Source organism: Lacinutrix himadriensis, from assembly GCF_001418105.1.
GTDB lineage: Bacteria > Bacteroidota > Bacteroidia > Flavobacteriales > Flavobacteriaceae > Oceanihabitans > Oceanihabitans himadriense.
Genome location: NZ_LIQI01000028.1, coordinates 23,016 through 41,552, shown reverse-complemented (window position 1 = coordinate 41,552; position 18,537 = coordinate 23,016). Strand labels below are relative to the sequence as shown.

The window sequence follows — 18,537 nt, the reverse complement described above, 5'->3', positions numbered from 1 at the left end:
TAGATTTCTAGATAAGCTCAGAATGACACAATTAGTTTAATGCAAAAGGAGCACTTAACTTAAAAGTTGGAATGGCAACATGAAACTTTTTGGTATTACTAAAATTCACCATTTCATAATAGCCTTTCATTGCACCAAAAGGGGAAGTAAGTAAACATCCCGAATTGTACGTGTGCGATTCTCCTGGTTTTAAAACTGGTTTTTTACCAATAACACCTTCACCAGAAACTGTTTCTACATGGTTTAAGGCGTCAAAAATCGTCCAATGTCTTGCGTTCAGTTGCACAGAGTCTTTACTCTGGTTTTCAATAGTTACTTGGTATCCAAAGGCAAATTGTATTTTATAATTCTTATAAAATGTGCCTTCAAAAGTAGTATCTACCGAAATTTTTATGCCTTTTGTAACTTGTTGAACCATTTTAACTTCTGATAATCAAGGGGTTTAATAATCAAAAATACTAAAAAATAAATAATTAAAACTTATTTTAGTCTTTCTTTAGTATCAATATACTAAAAATATTTCTATTAATTGGTAATATTGACAGAGCTAGCTTCACCTAAACCAATAATTTTATCGTAACGCGCTCCTAAATCTCTGTAATAAACCAACACTTTGTAATTGTTTTCTGTTTGCCAAAAGTTACCACTAATAGCGCCTTCGTCTATGTTTCCCGTTTTGTCTACTACTACATATTTGTAATTGTAAAATCCTTGTTTTAAAAGCATTTCTTTTTTATAAACGCCTCGCTCTGCATTAAAAGTCATTTTGGTGCTTTCGTCAATAGTGTAATTATTAAAATTACCATAGATATGTACTGCTTTGTCTTGTGGTAACTCCTCTATGGATAAAGAGAAAAACATCCACACATAATCTGCTTCAATACTAGAGTTGCTAGCATCTACTGCGGTTACTAAATAATTACCATTAATGTCTGGATTGTACGTGTACGGTTTGTTCGTTCTAGCAAGGTTGGTGTATAAATAATTTTGATATAAATCTTTCAGGTCTATAAATTGAATTCCTGTATTTGCTGCGCGTACATCTTTGTTTTCAAACCAGAAATATTCGTTCCCGGCCCAAAAACTAGTTTCTTTATCATATTTATAAATAAGTTCATTTCCTAAGGTGTACATTGGTTCTACGCCAGAAATAGCAGTATTTAAATTGTTGTTTTGTACAATGACTGTTTTTATGGTTTGTTTTGGGTTGTTAAATTGTAGAGTGTTAGATGAGATGCTAATGTCAACTGTTTGTTTGCTCTGTATGTCTCTAACATCACGAGATCTTTTTATGGAAACACCAACATTAGCATCGCTTTCATAAACCATAAATTTTCTAGAAAACGCTAATTCATCATAGTCATCATAAATTTTAAGCATGTAATTTCCAGAAACTTTTATTTTACGTGTTTGTTCATTAGGAATGGTAAGTTGGTAATTAGAAAATATTTGTAGGGTGTTAAATGAATTTTCGTAAGTTCGTATACGTTGGTTGTCAAAACCATCTAGATATTCAATTTTAGATAAAACCGAAGGCGTCCAGTCGTAATTATAATGTTCAATAACATAATAGAAGTCTTCTTCGTTTCCGTTTAAAGCATCAAATTCTAGTTGTAAATATTCGCCAAGCTTTAAAACAGGTAATTGACTTTCTGCGGTATTTCCTTTAAAAGTGATTGTTTTTATGTAGTCTGGTGGTGCAACTTCTTTTGCTACTTGCGCAAAAAATGTAGTGGTAAACAGTAGTGTTATTATTAAATATTTGTAATTCACAAGAGTATAATTGTTGTTTTGCAGTAAATATAAGCAAATTTTGTGCCTAAGGCGATTGATTTATTTAGATTGAGTATAAATAGTATTGAAGCAGATATTTAGCCAAGTTTTTATGGATTTATTCGTAAATTTGCATCGATTTTTAAGAAACTTAAGAATTTAAAACACTATAACTATTAACAAATAGATTTATAATATGTCAAACGACATTAAGATTAAAAAGGGTCTAGATATTAAGTTACAAGGAGCTGCAGAAAAGGCAAAAGAAAATGCCATTATCAGCAACTTCTTCTCTATTAGACCAGAAGACTTCCACAGTGTTATTCCAAAATTGATTGCGAAAGTTGGAACTAAAGTAAAAGCAGGGGAACCTATTTTTTACGATAAGTCTAACGAAGCTTTAAAATTTGTTTCTCCAGTTTCTGGTGAAATAATTGACATTCCTCGTGGAGAAAAACGTAAAATTTTAGCAATTAAAATTCAGGCAGACAAAGAGCAATCTTACCAAGATAATGGTAAGTTTAACGTAGATACTGCAAAAGCAGCAGACGTTAAAGCACATTTGTTAGCTTCTGGATGTTGGCCTTTTATTAAGCAACGTCCTTATGATGTAATTGCAAATCCAGACAAAGCGCCAAAAGCAATTTTTGTTTCTGCTTATGCTTCTGCACCATTGGTTGCAGATTTAGATTTTACCCTTCAAGGTAAAAAAGCAGAATTACAAGCTGCAGTTACTGCTTTAACTAAATTAACAGAAGGACAAGTTCATGTTTCTGTTGGTAAAAATAGTGACTCCCCTTTAGCAAATGTTTCTGGTGCAACTATTCATAAAGTTTCTGGACCACATCCTTCAGGGAATGTTGGTACACAAATCAACAAAATTGATCCTGTTAATAAAGGAGAAGTGGTTTGGACAGTAAATGCACAAGATCTTGTTATTATTGGTGAATTATTATTAACTGGAAAGTTTAATGCTGAGCGTATTGTCGCTTTAGCCGGTTCTTCAGTAAAAAAACCAAGATACTTTGTTACTAAATTAGGAGCAGAAGTTGCTTCGATGATTTATGATAATGGTGTCGATAAAAACGATAACATTAGAATCATTTCTGGAAATGTATTAAGCGGTAAGCAAGTACAGCCAGATGGTTATTTAGATTATTACAGTAATACCATTACCGTAATACCTGAAGGTAACGATTATGAGTTATTTGGTTGGAATAAACCAGTTTTCAATAAAGTGTCTACTTCTAGAGCATTAACATTCTCTTGGTTAACACCTAACAAAAAATACGATTTAAATACCAATACCAATGGAGAACATCGTGCTTTTGTTTTAACAGGAATCTATGAAGAAGTTTTTCCTTTAGATATCTTTCCAATGCAAATTTTAAAATCTTGTATGTATAAGGATTTAGACGAAATGGAAGCTTTAGGAATGTACGAAGTTGCTCCTGAAGATTTTGCTTTAACAGAATTTGTATGTGTATCTAAACAACCACATCAAGATATTATTAGAAAAGGTTTAGACTTAATGCTAAAAGAGATAGGATAATGGGTTTAAAAAGTAATTTACATAACTTAAAAGAAAAGTATAAGGGAACAAAGATGGCTCCTGCGTTTAACGCAATCCATACTTTTTTATACTTGCCAAATGAGACCACACATAATGGAACTCATATAAAAGCAGCCGACGATTTAAAACGTACAATGAATATTGTAATCATGGCACTTGTACCATGTTTAATATTTGGTATGTTTAACGCTGGTTACCAACATTATTTAGCTTCTGGAGAAATTGAAGCAGCTAACGGGTTTTTTAGTTCTTCTTTTTGGGCTTGGGATAACTTAGTTGTTGGTCTTTGGAAAGTTTTACCACTAGTCCTTGTTTCTTATGGGGTTGGTTTACTTATCGAATTTATTTTCGCAGTAATTAAAGGTCACGAAGTAGAAGAAGGGTACCTAGTAACAGGAATGTTAGTACCACTTATTGTGCCAATCGATATTCCATTATGGATGCTTGCAGTAGCAGTTGCCTTTGGTGTTGTTATTGGTAAAGAAGTATTTGGAGGTACAGGAATGAATATATTAAATCCTGCATTAACTATTCGTGCATTCTTATTCTTTGCATATCCTACTTGGATGTCTGGAGATAAAGTTTGGGTAGAAGGAGCTAAAGAATTAGCTGGAACTCCAGATGCTATTTCTGGGGAAACCATTTTAGGAACACTAGCTCAAAATCATGAAGTCACACACTCTGTAGCAGATATGTTTTTAGGATTTATTCCTGGTTCTGTTGGTGAGACCTCCACACTGTTAATTGTATTAGCCGCATTATTCTTAGTGTTTTCTAAAATAGGAAGCTGGAGAATTATGTTATCTTCTGCATTAGGAGCTTTAGCAATGGGACTAATATTTAATGGACTTGTAAATGCGGAAGTAATTGCAGGTGGAAGTAAATTTTACGGATTAATGAGTACACCTTTTTGGCAACACTTACTTATTGGTGGTTTTGCTTTTGGTACGGTGTTTATGGCTACAGATCCTGTTACCGCATCTCAAACCAATAAAGGAAAATGGATTTACGGATTCTTAATCGGATTCCTTTCTATTTTAATTAGAGTATTTAATCCTGCATATCCTGAAGGAGTGATGTTAGCCATTCTATTAATGAATGTGTTTGCTCCAACTATTGACCATTACGTAGTGCAAGGAAATGTAAAAAGAAGAATGAAGCGTTTAAAAACTAAAGTTGCTTAAACATGGAAAAAAGAACAGATAAAAACTCATATACTATCCTTTTTGCCATAGCAATGGTAATTGTAGTAGGAGGTTTGCTAGCTTTTACAGCTTCAGCATTAAGACCAAAAATCGATAATAACGAAAGACTAGAGAAGCAGCAAAATATATTGTATGCTATGGGAGTAAACGAAAATGAAGGAAATTCTGCCATTTTTGTTTCTACCAAAAAAGCTCCAGAATTGTTTAAACAGTATATCAAAAAACAATTAGTAATTGAAGGAGATAAAGTATCAGAAGATGATAACGCATATCTTATTGATGTAAAAAAACAACAAACAAGCGCTAAAGCTGGTAATGTAAGAAAGCTTCCTTTATTTGTTGGAGAAAAAGATGGTCAAACATTTTATATTGCTCCAATTAGAGGAAAAGGACTTTGGGATGCCGTTTGGGCTTATATTGCTATGGATGAAAACATGGTGGTACAAGGTGCTTATTTTGATCATAAAGGAGAAACAGCAGGTTTAGGTGCAAACATTAAACAACGTTTCTTTATGGATGACTTTATTGGAGAACACCTAAAGTCTAACGGAAGCTTTAAAGGGATTAATATATCTAAAAGTAATAACGATCCTAAAAACGAAGATAAAACAGATAATGAGGTAGATGCAATAGCAGGTGCAACAATTACTGGAGACGGTGTTGCTGCCATGATAAAATCAGAGCTGAAGCAATATGTACCTTATTTCGAAAACTTAAAAAAGAATTAATTTATGGGACTTTTATCAAAAAAAGACGCAGCATTAATTACAGATCCATTAGCAGATAATAACCCAATTACTATTCAAGTACTTGGTATATGTTCTGCACTAGCAATTACTGCAGAATTGGAAGCGGCAATTGTAATGTCTGTTTCTGTATTATTTGTATTAGCTATAGGTAACGTAGTTATCTCTTTAATGCGAAATATTATACCTTCAAAAATTAGAATTATTGTACAACTAATCGTAGTTGCTGCTTTAGTAATTATAGTAGATCAAGTATTAAAAGCTTTTGCTTATGAGTTAAGTAAAACACTTTCTGTATTTGTCGGATTAATTATTACAAACTGTATCATTATGGGACGTTTTGAAGCTTTCGCTTTAGCAAACAAACCATGGCGTTCTTTTCTTGACGGAATAGGAAATGCTTTAGGATACGGTGTGATTTTAATTATTGTAGCATTCTTTAGAGAGCTTTTAGGAGCCGGAACTTTACTAGGTATTCCTGTATTAGGAGATCCTATTGAAAAAACAGGATTATACGCTTTAGGTTACGAAAATAATGGTTTTATGATTATGCCTCCAATGGCATTAATTGTTGTTGGAATTATTATTTGGGTACAACGTAGTAGAAACAAAGCATTAATAGAAGATTAAGCTAGTAACTACTAACAAACTATAAAAAAATGGAATATTTAGAATTATTTTTAAAATCGATATTTATAGATAACATGGTGTTTTCTGTATTCTTAGGAATGTGTTCATACCTTGCAGTATCTAAAAAAGTAACTACAGCAGTTGGTTTAGGAGCTGCCGTAATCTTTGTATTAGCAATTACAGTACCTTTAAACTGGTTGTTAGATCAGTATGTATTACAACCAGGAGCTTTAAAATGGTTAGGTGCAGAATATGCAGATTACGATTTAAGTTTCCTTTCTTTTATCATGTTTATTGCAACTATTGCAACCATGGTACAATTAGTGGAAATCGTGGTGGAGAAATTTTCACCTTCACTATATAATTCACTTGGTATTTTCTTACCATTAATTGCAGTAAACTGTGCCATTTTAGGTGGTTCTTTATTCATGCAATCTCGTGAGATTCCAACTTTAGGATTAGCAACTGTTTATGGTGTTGGTTCTGGAATAGGTTGGTTTTTAGCAATTTTAGCTATTGCCGCTATTCGTGAAAAAATCAGATATTCTAACGTGCCTCCTGCATTAAGAGGATTAGGAATTACATTTATCATTACTGGTTTAATGGCAATTGGTTTTATGAGCTTTGGAGGAATGTTAACTGGTGGAGATGAAGAAGAAACAACAGAAGATAAAACAGTGCAAGTAGAAACTGTAGATAAAGAAAGCTCTAAGGAGTTAGCTAACAACACAACAATAAACGAGTAACATGATATTAGCAGCAAGCACATTAGGAATCATAATAGCAACTGTAGCAGCTTTTTTACTAGTAACTTTAGTATTAGTATCTCTGTTGTTGTTTGTAAAACAAAAATTATCTCCATCTGGTCCTGTAAAAATTACCATAAACGGAGAACGTGAAATTGAAGTAAGTTCTGGAGACAGTTTACTATCTACTTTAGGAGCGCAAAAAATATTCTTGCCATCAGCATGTGGTGGAGGTGGAACATGTATTCAATGTGAGTGTCACGTACTTTCTGGTGGTGGTGAAGCATTACCTACAGAAACACCGCACTTCTCAAGAAAAGAATTGGCACATGGAGCACGTTTATCTTGTCAGGTAAAAGTGAAACAAGACATGGAAATTACTATTCCAGAAGAAGTTTTCGGAATTAAAAAATGGGAAGCAACTGTAGTTTCAAACTATAACGTAGCAACATTTATTAAAGAATTTGTAGTAGAAATCCCAGAGGATATGAACTACAAAGCTGGTGGATATATTCAAATTGAAATCCCTAGTTGTGAAATTAAATATGCAGACATGGATGTTTCAGCACATCCTCAAGATCATCCAGGAGAACCAGATAAGTTTAAAGGAGATTGGGAAAAGTTTGGTTTATGGCCTTTGGTTATGAAAAATAACGAACTTGTAGAAAGAGCGTATTCTATGGCTTCTTACCCTGCTGAAGGTAGAAAGATTATGCTTAACGTACGTGTTGCAACACCTCCTTTTGATCGCGCTAAAGGCGGATGGATGGATGTAAATCCTGGTGTGGCATCTTCTTATATATTTAACCAAAAAGTTGGAGATAAAGTAACTATCTCAGGACCTTACGGTGAGTTCTTTATTAATGATTCGGAAGCAGAAATGTTATATGTTGGTGGTGGTGCTGGAATGGCGCCAATGCGTTCGCATTTATATGAATTGTTTAGAACAATCAAAACAGGAAGAAAAGTAACATATTGGTATGGTGGACGTTCTAAAGCAGAATTGTTCTACATCCATTACTTTAGAGCATTAGAAAAAGATTTCCCGAACTTCAAATTTTTTATTGCATTATCCGATCCAACGGAAGCGGATAACTGGCAACTTAAGAAGGATGTTGAAGATCCTAATGGGGATGGATTTACTGGATTTATACATCAAGTAGTAATCGATCAATATTTATCTAAACATGAATCTCCAGAAGACATAGAATTATATTTCTGTGGACCACCATTAATGAACCAAGCGGTTCAAAAAATGGGAGAGGATTTCGGTATAGATGATGAGAATATCCGTTTTGATGACTTTGGAGGATAGAAACTATTAGTCTTACTGAACTGGTTTCAGTATCTTATTATAAATAAAACCCAATACGAAAGTATTGGGTTTTTTGATTTAATAATTTTATTAATTTTAAAGTTGTTTAATAAGAAAGTGTCATGTTTTTCATGCACAATTCTCATTTTACTCTCTTTTAGATGTTAATTTTTGTCATATTAATAGAGATTAATATAAAAAAGTAAATAGTTTTAATTATCTTCGATAGATAATTAATGAATATAAAATGAAGAAAAATTACTTTAAAAAGGGATGTTTTTATTTTATGTTTTTAGCAGTTCTAGGCCTTCAGGCACAATCTAAATCTGTTCAAAACCAAAGAGTAAATACAAACGAAAGGCTACAATTAAATGATGAAAATCAAAGGTTTTTTGATGAACATGGCGTTGTACGTTGTGCTACTGTTGAAGCACATGAATTAAGAATGCAGAATAATCCAGCAGTGCAATCTATGGATGAATTTGAAAACTGGATGGCACCTCTTGTAGAAGCTAAAAAAGCTAGAATGATACAAGATGCTATTAGTGGATCTGCAAATAGAGTAGTGTATAATATTCCTATTATATTTCACGTAATTACAGGCTCAGCAGGTGATGCTTATGATCTCGATGCGGTATATATAAATGCGCAAATAGATCAACTTAATATTGACTTTAATAATATGGCAGGAAGTACGCATCCTGCAGCGTACTCTGCAGATATTAACTTTATACCAGCGCAAGTAGATCCAAGTGGTAATCCACTTGCAGAACCAGGAATTCATAGAGTATATGGATATTCTGGAGCACAGTCTTCTGGTACTATGGATGGCGGTGTTAAACAAGCTACAATTTGGGATCGTTCAAAATATGCAAATATTTGGACAGCTAATCTTTCAGGCGGATTATTAGGATACGCACAGTTTCCTTCTAACTCTACGCTACCTGGTTTAGATACAGATGGAGGTTCCGTACTAACAGATGGAGTAGTATGTTTATATTCTACTATTGGTTCTGTTGCTACACCATACCCTGGTGGGGCTCCATATAATTTAGGACGTACTTTAACACATGAAGTTGGTCACTGGATTGGTTTACGCCATATTTGGGGAGATACATCTTCTTGTGCAAATACAGACTATTGTGCAGATACACCAGATGCTTCGGGATCTAATGGAGGGTGTCCAACTGTTGATAGTTGTCCATCGGATGGATTAGGAAACGATATGGTGGAAAACTTTATGGATTACACTAATGATGCTTGTATGGATATTTTTACTTTCGATCAAGTAGCACGTATAATGACTGTTATAGAAAATGCTGATGATTTTGATTTACTTGTCTCTTCTACAACAGGTAATAGTTCTCCTGTAATTGCTTTTGCAACACCAGATGTAACTGAATTAGAAGGTACAAGTTGTACAACTAGAGATATAGATATTGCTGTTAATATTGGTTTAGAAGCTTCTGCTAACGCAACAGTTACTTTTTCTGCTTCCGGTTCTGCAACAAATATGGTAGATTTTGAAATATTAACACCTACTGTAACTTTTGCTGCTGGATCTTTAGATAGTAAGACTTTAACAATTAGAGTTTATGAAGATGGTTTTAATGAAGGAGATGAAGATATTGTTGTAACTATGACATTAAATGCTAATGGAGGTGATGGCGAATTAGCAACCAATGGAAACGAAATCTTAACCTTAACATTAACAGATGATGATATTGTTCCAGGTGGTTCTTTTCTAGAAACTGTTTTTAGTGATGGATTTGAAACCTATGCCGATTTTGAAATTGGTACCATAGGAGATTGGACTATGCTAGATGGAGACGGTGATCCGACTTATCCTTCCGATAATTTTGATTTCCCTAATGAAGAATATACAGGTACATTCATTGTATATAATGCAAGTGCTACAACGCCTTCTTCTGTTGGTTCTGGTTGGGATCCTCATAGTGGAGATAAAGCATATTACTGCTTTAATGAAGCTGTTAATCCTTTTGAAAATGACGATTATATCTTTACTCCTTTAATTTCATTAAATGGAACAGGAAGCGAATTAAAATATTGGTCTAAAGGTTTAACAGATAACTATAATGGAGGAGAACGTTATCAAGTTGGAGTTTCAACTACTGATACAAATCCTACTAGTTTTACTTATTTAACAGCTGATCCTTATGCACAACCTTCATTAGAATGGGAGGAATATACTTTAGATTTGTCTGCTTATGATGGACAAGATGTTTATTTAACGTTCCATGTGGTTTCTTCCGATGAGTTTGTATTTATGTTAGATGATGTTTCTGTTACTACAAATGCTACAACAGCAGTGCAAACAGATGTAAATACAGCTTCTTCTGCACAAATGAATATTAACGGAATGGGTACTGTTTATGCTTATGATAGCGCTTCAGACAATATTATAGCGAAAATAGATAATAATGATGCATTCGATTATGGATGTACAGATATTTCTGTAATGAGAGCAGGTACTGGAGCTCAAATTTTAGAAAGCGCAACTTCATCTAATTTTGTTGCAGATAAAGCATATAAAGTGACAACAGAAAATGCTAATGTTTCTGGAGATGTGACGAATACGTTTTATCTTACAGAAGATGAAATTTTAGGATGGGAAACTGCTACAGGTAGAGACCGTTCCGATTTAGTAATCTTTAGAGAAGTAGATGGAGAGTTTATAGAATCTATAGCATCTATAATAGGAAGTTATGGAAGTGATATTACTTTAGAAGGAACATTCACAGGAGCGAATGGAAATTATTATTTTGGACCTTCAGAAGCTTTAAGTATTGCAGATAATAGTTTTGAAACATTTGCTTTATATCCTAACCCATCTAATGGCGAAATTAACGTTAACTTAAGTACAAGTCAAGATGTTAATGTGACATTATATGATGTTAGAGGAAGAAAAGTTTTTGCTAACAGTTATAATAATAGTAATGCAACTTTTAATAAAACCATTAATTTAGAAACTGTTTCAGCTGGATTATATTTAATACAGTTTGAAAGTGGAAGCAAGAAAACAACTAAAAAATTAGTAATTAAATAACTAGTTCGTTTTTATATAAAATCAAGGCTGTCTTAATCGACAGCCTTTTTTATTTTAAAGCGTAATTGTATTACTTTTGTAACATGAATAAACCACTTACAAAACAAGAATTACACAACTTAGCAATGAACCATGTTGGCAAAGACTTAGAACAAAGAGGTTTTGAATTCGTAGCGATTAACAGCAAGCTAACAAAACACCCACAATTTGTTTGTATAGATAAAAATAGCCAATACTTTTTTGTGATCGTTCGTGCAGTATTACTCCCAGATAACCCCAATAATTATGATGTTATTTGGATGGAGTCCTTTAAAAAACATGCTGCCGAAAAAGATGCTAAAGTATTATATGCTGGTGTTGGTCTTGGGAATCCTAATGGCGAAGAATTACCAGTGTATTTAAATCAAGAATATTTAATTGAGTATAATGGTATTCAAGTAATGGAAACAAATTTAAATTAGTTAAAATGAAGAAGTACCTAAGTCTACTATTAATTGCAACTTTATTTTTCGCTTGTAAAAAGGATCCTAAAAACACGAAGCTTTCTGGTGCTGTCTTCGGAACCAGTTATTCTATAATTTATGATGGTGAAACCAATTATCAAAAGCAAATAGATAGTTTGTACTATGTGATTAATAAATCCATGTCTACCTATCAAACCAATTCCGATATTTCTAAACTCAATAGAAACGAGAGTAATTCGGTAGATGCACATTTCAAAAAAGTATTAGCAACTTCTAAAGAAGTATATAGTCAAACCGATGGTGTTTTCGATCCTACTATAGGAACTATTGTAAATGCATTAGGATTTGGTCCAGAAAAGAGAATAGAGCGTTTAGATAGTCTTAAAATTGATAGCTTAATGCAGTTTGTAGGATTAGATAATGTACGTGTTGCAGATCAAACAGTAATTAAAAAACATCCCAATACTTTTATAGATTTTAATGCTATCGCTAAAGGCTATGCGGTAGATGTTGTTGCCAATTTCTTAGAAAGTAAAAACGTTAGAAATTATTTAGTCGAAATTGGAGGCGAAATTCGTTCTAAAGGTACTAATGTAGAAAAGAAATCTACTTGGACTGTTGGCATTGATAAACCTAATTTTGAAGGTACACAATCGGTATTAGAAGCTATTACACTGCATCAAGCAGCGATGGCTACTTCTGGCACCTATAGAAAATTTCAAATAGATGAAAACGGAAATCGCTATGCACATATTATAGATGCCAAAACAGGTTACCCAAGTAAATCGAACATTTTAAGTGTTTCCGTAATTGGGGAAAGTTGTATGACTGTAGATGCATTTGCTACCGCATTTCAAGCTATGGGAATAGAAAAAACTACTTCCTTTTTAGAAAACCACCCAGAACTGAAAGTGTTTATTATTTTTGAAAACGATAATAAAGAGTTAGAAACCTTAAATCTTAACGGATTTCCAGAAGCCTAAATTAGTGTGTTAAAAGCCCAAAACCACATTTCAGAAAATGACTAGATAGTTGATGTTATTTTTTTTTCATTTTTACGATAGATACTCGTTTTATGAAAAAAATATTACCTATTCTTTTAATCCTATTCCTTTTTCAATATAGTTTTTCGCAACAAAAAGTTATGGACAGCCTAGAGCAGGTGTTATCTCAAATTAAACAGGATACCTTACTAACTAAAGAATTTTCTAGAATAACCCAAGGTTTTAGAAGAGGCAACCAAGAAAGTCACCTTTATTTTACAAAAAAATATATAGAACATAGTCAGAAAATAAATGACGATAAAGTGAAAGGCTTTTCCATTAGGGAATTAGCTATTTATTACACGAATGGCGAGCAATTAGATTCTGCTTTGGTGTATTGTGACAAAGCAATCGGTTATTTTGAAAAAGCATCGTATGCTTATGGCGTTTGTATTACTAAAAACTCTAAGGCTATTATTTATCAAGATCAAGGAGATTATTTAAAAGCCATAAAGAATTATACCGATGTTATTTCACACTTGGAAACTCTGGGAGATAAAATGGCTTTAAATGTATTGTACACCAAAATGAATATAGGTACACTTTATAGCGATATGAATGATGTTGAAAAACAAGAGGAGTATAATTTATTGGTGTATAAGGATCCTTTAACAAAAAAGACAAAACCGTTATTAAGTAGTATATGTATTAATCTAGCCTTAGGCTATCGAAGTAAAGGTCTTCTGGATGAAGCATTAAAATATGCTCTTGAAGCGAATGAAATAGAAACAAGACCCAAAAGTTTGGCAAATGTTAAAAGTAGTTTGGCTAAAATTTATTCTAAGAAAAAAGAATATAAAATTGCAAACGATTATTATAAAGAAGCATTAGCTATTTGTGAATCGAATAATTTAATTTCTAGAGTTAATGATATTCACCATAACATTGCTTATAACTATTTAGATTGGGGGAAATATAAGGAAGCAGAGTTTTATTTTCTAAAAGCAAATAAAAGTATTGATAACCATGAGTCTGTTATACGAAGACGAAAGGGTTATCAAGGTTTGTCTGAGCTTTATTATGCAAAAGAAGATTATAAAAACTCCTTGAAGTATTTTAAAAAAGAACGAGATGTGAGCGATTCTTTAAGAGACATAGAAAAACAAAAAGCGGTTAGTAATTTCGAAATAAAATACGACACCGAAAAAACTAGAAGAGAAAAAGAAGTAGCAGAACAACAAGTCGAAATCTCGAAACTTGAAAGTCAGAAAAACAGAAACTTATTTGTAGGATCCTTGGTTGTAGGATCTTTAATATTGCTAACATCGGTATTTTACTTTAACAAGTTAAAAGCGAAAAAGAAAGCCGAATTAATAATCATAGAACTTCAAGAAACCCAAAAACGTTTGGCTATTGAGAAGCAATATCGAGATTCCGAATTAAAAGCCTTAAAAGCGCAAATGAATCCGCATTTTATATTTAATGCATTAAATTCCATTCAAGATTATATTGTATTAAATAAAAAAAATCTGGCCAGTGATTATTTAGGAAAGTTTGCCGATTTAATTCGTAATTACCTGCACTTTAGCGATACTGGTTTTATTTCTATTCCAGAGGAAGTTCATAATCTAAACCTCTATTTAGAATTAGAAAAATTACGCTTTGAAGAACAATTAGAATATACTTTTGAAGTAGACGAAGCTGCAAATTCAGACGAAATTTATATTCCTACCATGCTAATTCAGCCCTATGTAGAAAATGCTTTAAAACATGGCTTATTACATAAAAAAGAGAATCGAAGACTTAAAGTTTCTATGGGGAAACCTTCCGATAAAATAATAGAATGTATTATTGAAGATAACGGAATAGGTCGAGAAAAGTCTAGAGAAATTAATAAGAAACGAGAAGGGCAACATAAATCTTTCGCTTTAAAAGCAACCACAGAACGGTTAGATTTATTAAATTATGGTCGTGAGAAAAAAATAGGTGTAGTTATTATAGATTTACACCAAAATAATCAAGCAACAGGAACAAAAGTGATTTTAAGAATACCAATACTAAAAAAATAGTGTGAAATACGCCATAACAAATCTTGATTTTATGAGAGGTTTTATGGCAATTGCATGTCACTTTTTAAAACAATAAATTTACCAGATGAAGGCACTTATAATTGACGATGAAAAAAAAGCAAGGCAAGTTCTACATATTTTAGTAGAAGAAAACTGTCCGAAAATTACAGAAATTTTTGAAGCCGAAGATTTACTTTCTGGTGTAGCACTTATAAAAAAAGAACAACCAAGTATTGTTTTTTTAGATATAGAAATGCCAGAGCATTCTGGTTTAGAGATTTTAAATTTTATTGAAAAGGAAGTGCATAACTTCGAGATTATTTTCACAACTGCCTATAGCGAATATGCCATACAAGCCTTTCAACTTTCTGCAATAGATTATTTATTAAAACCAGTAAGACCTAGTCAGGTAAAAGCAGCGGTGGATAAAGCGGTTGCTTTTTTAGGAAATACCCAAATTAATAAACGACTGGTAGAATTAAAAGCGAGTCTTCAGGATTCTAACTTTAAAAAAATAGGATTGCCCAATGCAGACGGTATTAAGTTTGTAGATTTTACAGATATTATAATGCTGGAAGCAGATGGTATGTACACCAATGTTTCTACCGTTACACATGGTAGTATTTTGGTGAGTAAACCATTAAAATTCTTTGTAGATATCCTTCAGGGAATAAAAACATTTTATCGTCCGCATCGTTCTCACCTTATTAATCTATCCTATATCAAAGAATATATTAAAAAAGATGGCGGATATATTGTGATGGAAAATGACAAAACCGTATCCATTTCTAACGACAAGAAAGAAGAATTCTTGACGATTGTTCAAAATATAGGATAGTATCTTTTTAGTAATAAAACGCATGCTTTTAAAACCGAATAGGTTGTAAGTCTGTATTTTATTGTAGCTTTATCTGCAATTCCTAAATGTTGAATAAAAACCTACTTTTTATAGTCTTTCTGATGTGTTCCTGTTTTCTGCGAGCACAAGAACCTGTATCTATTCATATTACCGAAAAAGATGGCTTGCCGGATATTGAATTTTATAGCGTTTTAGAAGATAGCAAAGGTTTTATTTGGCTCGCTTGTGATAGTGGTTTGTATCGTTATGATGGTAAAAGCTATACACAATATACCAATGCAGAAAAGCGAGGATTGTCTGTTTTTCAGCTTACAGAAGACGCCAAAGGACGCGTTTGGTGTACCAATATTTCTGGTCAGTTTTTTTATATTGAAAATAATAAGCTGGTTACTTTTATAGACTTAAAAGAGGAATTAAAAGGGCAGCTTGCAAACTTTGAAATCCTAGAGGATACCATTTTAATTTCTACAGCTAGATCCTTATATGTTGCGGACTTAGCAACAAAGAAGATTATTTTAAAACAAACAAGTATAGAAGGAGGAAGTCGAGTAGTGCTATTAGAAGACGCTTTTATGCTAATTAATTTTAAAGCAATAGAAATCTTAGACAAAGACTTCAAAAAGCAGCGTGAGTTTTTACTTAATATTAATTTTAGAGATGATAATGGGAAAAGTACTTCGCAAGGAAAGACCTATGCTTTTAAACTAAAGGATACGCTTTTTCTTTCGCAACAATTTAAGTTTCAAAATACATTTAGAAGTATAAATTTAGAGGCAGGTACTACAGCGTTGGTTAAAGGATTGGAGCTTTTAAAAGATTTAAGAATTATTTCAATAAAAGTAATCCATAAGGATTTGTGGGTTTTAACGAATAAAGGAATCTTTATTTATGAAAAGAATCAAAAGGAATTCCAATTAAAAAGACAACTTTTAAAAGAGGAAGTGGTTACCGATGTTATTATAGATAAAGACCATATGTATTGGGTAACAACACTCACTAATGGTATTTATTTAATACCTAACATAGCAGTGGTAAAATATGCGTTGCCCGAAAAAAGTAACGATGTCATGGCTATTAATAAAGTCAATGATTCTGTGGTGTTTTTTGGAACTAAAGAAGGACAGGTAGGTTTCCTTAATTTAAATAGTTCGAAATATAAGCTATCTGAGTTTTTAAATAATAAAGTATCTGCAATACAATATAATCCAAAGCAAAAACATAGTTATGTAAGTACAGATGATGGCTCTTATTTTGTAGATAATAACACTTTAGAAGCAACAAGGAAAGGTCACTTTAAAGGTGTAAAAAGTTTTTCTCGTTTAAATGCATACACCACACTTTTTGGAACGTATGTACGATTGGTGTTTTTAAATGAACATTCTGGGGTAATCAAAGATTTTTCCAATGATAAGCGTGTGTATACCACGCACTACAGCCCTACTAATAATACTGCTTTTATTGGTTTTGTGGATGATTTATTAGTGTTAGACGATGCGTATGAAGCAACCACAATACAATATGAAGGCAAAGAAATTTCGGCAATTTCTATTACCGAAACTGCAGATGGTATCGTTTGGGTTGGTACATTTAAAAACGGAATTCTTGCTATAAGAGATAATCAAGTTATTGCACGCTACTCTACAGAAAAAGGATTGCTGTCTAATCAAATTACATTCTTAAAAGGAGATGGAAATGCGCTTTGGATAGCAACACCAAAAGGTTTGCAAATGTTTAATACCGATTTGAAGACGTTTAAAAATCTGACAAAAACAGATGGGATACAGTCTTATAAAATATCGGGTATCGAAATTTTAAAAAACCAAGTGGTTTTGTCTGCCAATAACGGTATCTTTTCTTTTGATAAGGATAACGTTTTTAAAACTACTTCCTGTCCGGAAATCTATTTTAACGATGTAAAAATTAATGAAAAATCGGTGGACATTGGAACCGATTACAATTTAGATTATAATCAGAACTCCATTCAATTTGAGTTTAATGTGAATGGTATTTTATATAATAGTAATAAAACGTATCAATACCGTTTGTTGGGTTATAATGCCGATTGGATTACTACAGATATAGGTGTGAATACGATGAAATATAGTAGTTTACCTGCTGGTAAATACACCTTTCAAGTAAGACCAACCAATAGCGATGCAGCGAGTGAAAACGGAATAGAAAGTATTAAGCTGCATATAAAATTACCCTTTTGGAAAAAAGCTTGGTTTATTTTATTATGTAGTTTGTCTATAGTTAGTATTATTGTTTTTTATTACAAAAGGAAGTTGCAAAATAAAGAGAAAGCGAAACAATTAGAAGTGAAGCAACTTTCTTTAGATAAACAATTAATTGCCTTAAAACTCGAGAATTTACGGTCGCAGATGAATCCGCATTTTATATTCAATGCGCTAAATTCTATTCAAGACTATATTGTTTTAAATAAAAGCCGACTAGCAAGTGAGTATTTAGGGAAATTTGCCGATTTAATAAGAACCTATTTAAGTCATAGTACAAGAGGAAAGATCACATTACAAGAAGAGATTAATTGCTTAGAAATGTATCTGGAATTAGAGAAGCTACGTTTTGAAGATAAGTTGAATTATACCATTACTGCTACTGGAGATTTAAATCCGAATCTGGTATATATCCCAACCATGTTAATTCAACCTTACGTAGAAAATGCTTTAAAACACGGATTGTTACACCGAAAAACAGATCGGAAGCTAGAAATTAATTTTCATATTAATTTAGAGAATCATACCATAAAGAGTGTTATTGTAGATAATGGTATTGGACGAGAACAAGCCGATAAAATTAAAACCAGAGGCCTTAAAAAGCATGAATCTTTTGCAACAAAGGCAACACAAGATCGTTTGGCATTATTAAACTACGGAAAAGAAAAGCAGGTAGGTGTCACTATTATGGATTTGTTTGATAATGATAATCCAATAGGTACGCAAGTAGAGGTTATTATTCCGTTTACTGTAGATTAAACGATTTCTTATTACCCCAATAGAAATGCGAAGACTTCTGAAAACTTCACAAGAATAAACCCAAAAGAAAGCTTGTTTCTATTGTAGAAGACGTCCTAAATAGTATTCGTGTAT

At 32.6% G+C, this 18,537-nt stretch carries 14 protein-coding genes; 12 read left to right on the top strand and 2 right to left on the bottom strand.

The features are described 5' to 3' along the window. Positions 1–31: 31 nt before the first annotated feature. Entirely contained in the window at positions 32–418 is a 387-nt protein-coding gene (apaG, locus tag AMD28_RS15710) for a Co2+/Mg2+ efflux protein ApaG (protein WP_055445103.1), read from the bottom strand. Positions 419–525: 107 nt separating this feature from the next. Beyond that, positions 526–1,773 (bottom strand): type IX secretion system plug protein, encoded by a 1,248-nt coding sequence (locus tag AMD28_RS15705; RefSeq protein ID WP_055445102.1) that lies wholly within the window; start codon positions 1,771–1,773, stop codon positions 526–528. A 196-nt stretch (positions 1,774–1,969) separates the two neighbouring features. Here AMD28_RS15705 and AMD28_RS15700 point away from each other — a divergent pair, with 196 nt between their 5' ends. The 12 genes from AMD28_RS15700 (at position 1,970) to AMD28_RS15645 (ending at position 18,423) form a co-directional block, all read left to right on the top strand. Beyond that, positions 1,970–3,325 (top strand): Na(+)-translocating NADH-quinone reductase subunit A, encoded by a 1,356-nt coding sequence (locus AMD28_RS15700; RefSeq protein ID WP_055445101.1) that lies wholly within the window; start codon positions 1,970–1,972, stop codon positions 3,323–3,325. Beyond that, positions 3,325–4,530, top strand: a complete 1,206-nt coding sequence (locus AMD28_RS15695; RefSeq protein WP_055445100.1) for an NADH:ubiquinone reductase (Na(+)-transporting) subunit B — start codon at positions 3,325–3,327, stop codon at positions 4,528–4,530. The genes AMD28_RS15700 and AMD28_RS15695 overlap by 1 nt, the downstream gene beginning before the upstream one ends. 2 nt (positions 4,531–4,532) lie before the next feature. After that, complete coding sequence (locus AMD28_RS15690; RefSeq protein WP_055445099.1) at positions 4,533–5,279, top strand: Na(+)-translocating NADH-quinone reductase subunit C; 747 nt, start codon at positions 4,533–4,535, stop codon at positions 5,277–5,279. Between the two features lie 3 nt (positions 5,280–5,282). After that, positions 5,283–5,927, top strand: a complete 645-nt coding sequence (locus tag AMD28_RS15685) for an NADH:ubiquinone reductase (Na(+)-transporting) subunit D (protein ID WP_055445098.1) — start codon at positions 5,283–5,285, stop codon at positions 5,925–5,927. Between the two features lie 29 nt (positions 5,928–5,956). Then, positions 5,957–6,673: an NADH:ubiquinone reductase (Na(+)-transporting) subunit E gene (nqrE, locus tag AMD28_RS15680; RefSeq protein ID WP_055445097.1), complete on the top strand. Its 717-nt coding sequence runs from the start codon at positions 5,957–5,959 to the stop codon at positions 6,671–6,673. Between the two features lies 1 nt (position 6,674). Then, positions 6,675–7,988, top strand: a complete 1,314-nt coding sequence (nqrF, locus tag AMD28_RS15675; protein ID WP_055445096.1) for an NADH:ubiquinone reductase (Na(+)-transporting) subunit F — start codon at positions 6,675–6,677, stop codon at positions 7,986–7,988. A 247-nt stretch (positions 7,989–8,235) separates the two neighbouring features. Continuing rightward, a complete protein-coding gene (locus AMD28_RS15670; RefSeq protein WP_083478349.1) occupies positions 8,236–11,055 on the top strand; it encodes a T9SS-dependent choice-of-anchor J family protein in 2,820 nt (939 codons plus the stop codon). A gap of 83 nt (positions 11,056–11,138) precedes the next feature. Continuing rightward, the gene (locus AMD28_RS15665) at positions 11,139–11,516 is read left to right on the top strand and encodes a hypothetical protein (protein ID WP_055445094.1); all 378 of its coding nucleotides are present in this window, start codon (positions 11,139–11,141) and stop codon (positions 11,514–11,516) included. Positions 11,517–11,521: 5 nt separating this feature from the next. Then, positions 11,522–12,502 carry an FAD:protein FMN transferase gene (locus tag AMD28_RS15660; RefSeq protein WP_055445093.1) on the top strand — a complete coding sequence of 327 codons (981 nt, stop codon included), beginning with the start codon at positions 11,522–11,524 and terminating at the stop codon, positions 12,500–12,502. 92 nt (positions 12,503–12,594) lie between these two features. Next, positions 12,595–14,571, top strand: a complete 1,977-nt coding sequence (locus AMD28_RS15655; protein WP_055445092.1) for a tetratricopeptide repeat-containing sensor histidine kinase — start codon at positions 12,595–12,597, stop codon at positions 14,569–14,571. Between the two features lie 85 nt (positions 14,572–14,656). Next, on the top strand, positions 14,657–15,409 hold the full coding sequence (locus tag AMD28_RS15650; protein WP_055445091.1) for a LytR/AlgR family response regulator transcription factor: 753 nt from the start codon (positions 14,657–14,659) through the stop codon (positions 15,407–15,409). 122 nt (positions 15,410–15,531) lie between these two features. After that, positions 15,532–18,423: a sensor histidine kinase gene (locus AMD28_RS15645; protein WP_055445090.1), complete on the top strand. Its 2,892-nt coding sequence runs from the start codon at positions 15,532–15,534 to the stop codon at positions 18,421–18,423. The last annotated feature ends 114 nt before the right edge of the window (positions 18,424–18,537 follow it).

What these genes read in the sequence shown, in the direction of transcription:
- AMD28_RS15665 (WP_055445094.1), top strand. Translation starts at nt 11,139, where the DNA reads ATGAATAAACCACTTACAAAACAAGAATTACACAACTTAGCAATGAAC.
- AMD28_RS15670 (WP_083478349.1), top strand. Translation starts at nt 8,236, where the DNA reads ATGAAGAAAAATTACTTTAAAAAGGGATGTTTTTATTTTATGTTTTTA.
- AMD28_RS15660 (WP_055445093.1), top strand. Translation starts at nt 11,522, where the DNA reads ATGAAGAAGTACCTAAGTCTACTATTAATTGCAACTTTATTTTTCGCT.
- AMD28_RS15655 (WP_055445092.1), top strand. Translation starts at nt 12,595, where the DNA reads ATGAAAAAAATATTACCTATTCTTTTAATCCTATTCCTTTTTCAATAT.
- AMD28_RS15645 (WP_055445090.1), top strand. Translation starts at nt 15,532, where the DNA reads ATGTGTTCCTGTTTTCTGCGAGCACAAGAACCTGTATCTATTCATATT.
- AMD28_RS15695 (WP_055445100.1), top strand. Translation starts at nt 3,325, where the DNA reads ATGGGTTTAAAAAGTAATTTACATAACTTAAAAGAAAAGTATAAGGGA.
- AMD28_RS15650 (WP_055445091.1), top strand. Translation starts at nt 14,657, where the DNA reads ATGAAGGCACTTATAATTGACGATGAAAAAAAAGCAAGGCAAGTTCTA.
- apaG (WP_055445103.1), bottom strand. Translation starts at nt 418, where the DNA reads ATGGTTCAACAAGTTACAAAAGGCATAAAAATTTCGGTAGATACTACT.
- AMD28_RS15685 (WP_055445098.1), top strand. Translation starts at nt 5,283, where the DNA reads ATGGGACTTTTATCAAAAAAAGACGCAGCATTAATTACAGATCCATTA.
- AMD28_RS15700 (WP_055445101.1), top strand. Translation starts at nt 1,970, where the DNA reads ATGTCAAACGACATTAAGATTAAAAAGGGTCTAGATATTAAGTTACAA.
- AMD28_RS15690 (WP_055445099.1), top strand. Translation starts at nt 4,533, where the DNA reads ATGGAAAAAAGAACAGATAAAAACTCATATACTATCCTTTTTGCCATA.
- nqrE (WP_055445097.1), top strand. Translation starts at nt 5,957, where the DNA reads ATGGAATATTTAGAATTATTTTTAAAATCGATATTTATAGATAACATG.
- nqrF (WP_055445096.1), top strand. Translation starts at nt 6,675, where the DNA reads ATGATATTAGCAGCAAGCACATTAGGAATCATAATAGCAACTGTAGCA.